General features: G+C 46.2%; 2 protein-coding genes. Both read right to left on the reverse strand.

The annotated features are described in order from the left end of the window. A partial coding sequence (locus tag D0C36_RS24320; protein ID WP_262512212.1) for a sigma-54-dependent transcriptional regulator occupies window positions 1-753 on the reverse strand: 753 nt, incomplete at its 3' end. Window positions 754-1,018: 265 nt separating this feature from the next. Continuing rightward, a complete protein-coding gene (locus D0C36_RS24325; RefSeq protein ID WP_117394344.1) occupies window positions 1,019-3,214 on the reverse strand; it encodes a tetratricopeptide repeat-containing sensor histidine kinase in 2,196 nt (731 codons plus the stop codon). Window positions 3,215-3,313: the final 99 nt, after the last annotated feature.

Here is a 3,313-nt window from a genome sequence, read left to right on the forward strand (position 1 = left end):
CTCCAGGGGCATTTCGCCAACCTCGTCGAGAAAGATGGTGCCATTGTCAGCCTGTTCGAATTTCCCTGTCCTCTTATCGACGGCACCGGTGAAAGTACCTTTCTCATGACCGAAAAGTTCTGATTCGATCAGGGTTTGCGAGAGCGCCGCACAGTCGACGATGACGAGTGGTTTTTTCCCGCGGGCGGAGTGGTCGTGGATAGCGCGGGCGACCAGTTCTTTTCCGGTACCGCTTTCACCGAGTATAAGCACCGGGCTTTCAGCCGCGGCTGCGATCTGTATGAGGCGGGTCGTTTCCCTGAGCCCCGCACTTTTACCGGCCATTCCGAAACTGTCGGGGGCATTCCTTTTTGTCTCAACGGGGCTTTTTTGCACAACAGCTGCCCTGGCCAGCAGCAGGTGCTCACTGTGCAGGTCTGCGGCAATATCGAGCATGGCCAGGACATCCTTTTCCCTGAATGGTTTTACGAGGAATCCGTATGGAGCGGTTTGCTTGGCCATGGCAAATGTCTTTTTGTCGGAATTGGCAGAAAGATAAATGAAAGGGATATTGCGTTGTTTGAGTACGGGTGCCAGGTCAATGCCGGTCTTGTCACCCTTAAGGAAAATATCAAGCAGAACAAGGTCCGGCTCTTCTGTATCCAGGATATCCAACGCGATATCTACAGAGCGGGCAATAGAACACACCCGGTACCCCGCCACCTCCAGCATGATACGGAGATTGTTCGCTTCTATAAATTGATCTTCGACTATTAATACTTTTNTTTCATATCAATATTCTCTTCAATCCGGGGGTATTAAACAAACCAAACCCGCATAACGGGAATGATGTCTGGTTAAAGAATTGTGAATTTCTGGTCGAATAGCCGACCGTGTTTGGTTCTCAACCTTTTTTGCAAAGCTCGTGCCGTTAGTTAAGGTGTTGATATGTAATACTTTATATTTTTTTAAGTATCATGAAATCATGAAATTTCATGTTTTCACTGTAAATCATGAAACCTGGAAATGGAACAGTAGTTCATTTCAGGGTGGGTTCGAATTCGAGGAGGATACGTGTACCGGAGGAAGCCTCGAAGCGGATCGATGCATTGATGTCTTCACTCAGGCCCTTCATCAATTCTATACCCAGGGTCCTGGATCTCGTGTCATGAGAAACGTCCGGTAAGCCTGATCCGTTATCGGACATCTCTACACGTATGCTTTCGACTGACCTTTTCAGGATGATCCTGATCCGGCCCCTGATGGTGGCGCTGAAAGCATGTTTGATAGAATTGGTCACTGCCTCGTTAATGATAAGGCCCAGGGGAATCGCGTAAGTGAGGTTTAAAGTAACCGGCGCGACATCGACCTCAAATACTATTTTTCCGGAGGTGCCGAAACTCTCTTCCAGGTTTATGATCAGGTCACCAATGTATTCCCGTATGTCGATCGTTTTTACATCATCTGACAGATACAGCTTTTGGTGCAGGAGCGACATCGCGAATATTCGGTGCTGGCTTGTTTCGATCGCACGTAACGCATCATCCTTCAGGTATTGTGCCTGTGATTCTAGAAGGGAGATCACTGTATGTAAATTATTTTTTACGCGGTGATGGACTTCTTTTAGCAGCCATTCTTTTTCATTGACCAATGCATTCAGTTCTTCGTTCTTTTCTGAGATCTTCTTACTTGCTGAACTTACAGCGGTCGAATGACGGTACAACAGTCCGGCAATGATGATCAGAAAAGCCAGTCCAACCGTAATGGCGTCCCTGCCCAGACGGGTATGCCGGAGCGTCAGCCTTTCCAGGTTTGCCGAATCTCTCAGGGCCTGTATGACTTTGGTTTTTTGCTCGGTTTCAAACCCGAGCTGCAATTCTTCGATCTGCTTGTTCTTCTGTTCCGAAAAGAGCGAATCTTTTAGCTTGTTACTTCGATGCAGGTTTATCAATGCGGATTTATAGTCGCCTGTTGCTGAATCTGCTTTGGACAGCAATAGATAGTTGTCTTTTATGAATTGTTTGAACTGATGTTCCTTGAATCCCGCTAAAGCGGTCTCGAGATAGTTTTTTGCGGTCGCAGGACGACCGGTCGATAAATAGAATTTTCCAAGGACGTAATGGTATACGGTCCTGTCCCAGGGTGAAAGTTCTTTAGGCTTGCCAGCCATGATCCGCACAAGCATGAGATAATTTTCTTCAGCGGCTTTGTGATTTTTTAGGGCCAGGTAACAATCTCCCAACTGCCGGTGCCATAAAAGCAATTCATTGATCCCGTAGCTTTTATCTTTTACATTATGTGTCAGAACGAATTTCAGTGCATCCTGCGGCTTGCCTGCATTGATCAAATTGCTTACAATCGTGCCCCTGATCATGGGTAAATATTCGCGATTGTTGTTTCGGTAAGCATAATCATAAGCTTTCAACCCCCAGGTATTGCTTTCCGTGTATTTTTCGAGATTGGCGTAGATAAAACGCAGCCTTCCGCAAATGTTGAGGAAAAAATTTGTTGAATCTTCTCTCCCTTTAAGATCGTTGACGGTTGCAAACCCGTAATGGAGGGCTTTGTTGTAAAAGCCTTTCGTGGTATAAATGCCGGAAAGCATATCGTAAGCGGCCAGCATGTTCCGATGCGGTGACCCGCGGTCTGCAGTGATTCGAAAGAGATAGCGGATGGCGGAATCAAGTTGGTTTTGTTTCTGATAAACGTCTGCGATATGATAGTTCATTGAAGTTTCTGCAGCTTTGTCTTCTAATAGGACACTCAGGTAAATAGCCCTACGGTAGTTGGTAACATGGTAGGAAAGGTTTTGACTATTGACGGGCAGTTTCCCGCACAAAACGGTTATGGCAGCCAGTTCGCTGGCATAATCCCCGGTCTGCCTGCACTGATAAATGATCGGATAAAAAAGAGCGGTGACATCCTGATCGCTGTTTTTTGACAACGAAAGCATAGCAGCGAGGATATTGATCTGGTTAGTGTTTTTCAAATTACGACGCTTGTCGTTCAATGATATCGCTACTTTCAGATATTGCTCGGCAGAGTCATTGGCATTACGCAAATGTTCATCCTCAGCGTACGATTTGACGATGCTGGTCAGAATGCAAACACGGTCAGAGTCGGGCAGATCGACCTTCAGTTTCGTTAACAGATTTTGCCTGGTCATCTTGTTTTTCTGCGCCACCAGGAATCCGGGTAAAAAAAATAACAGCAGAAATACGATGAACGGTCTCATTGATCGGCTTATCAGAACGAATATACGTTTTTTTAAATCTTTCCGGGAAGGGTAGCTTTTCTCATGATGGCTGATCAGCCGAACTGTTTTGAAATGCCG

This window comes from Mucilaginibacter conchicola (genome assembly GCF_003432115.1).
GTDB classification, from domain to species: domain Bacteria; phylum Bacteroidota; class Bacteroidia; order Sphingobacteriales; family Sphingobacteriaceae; genus Mucilaginibacter; species Mucilaginibacter conchicola.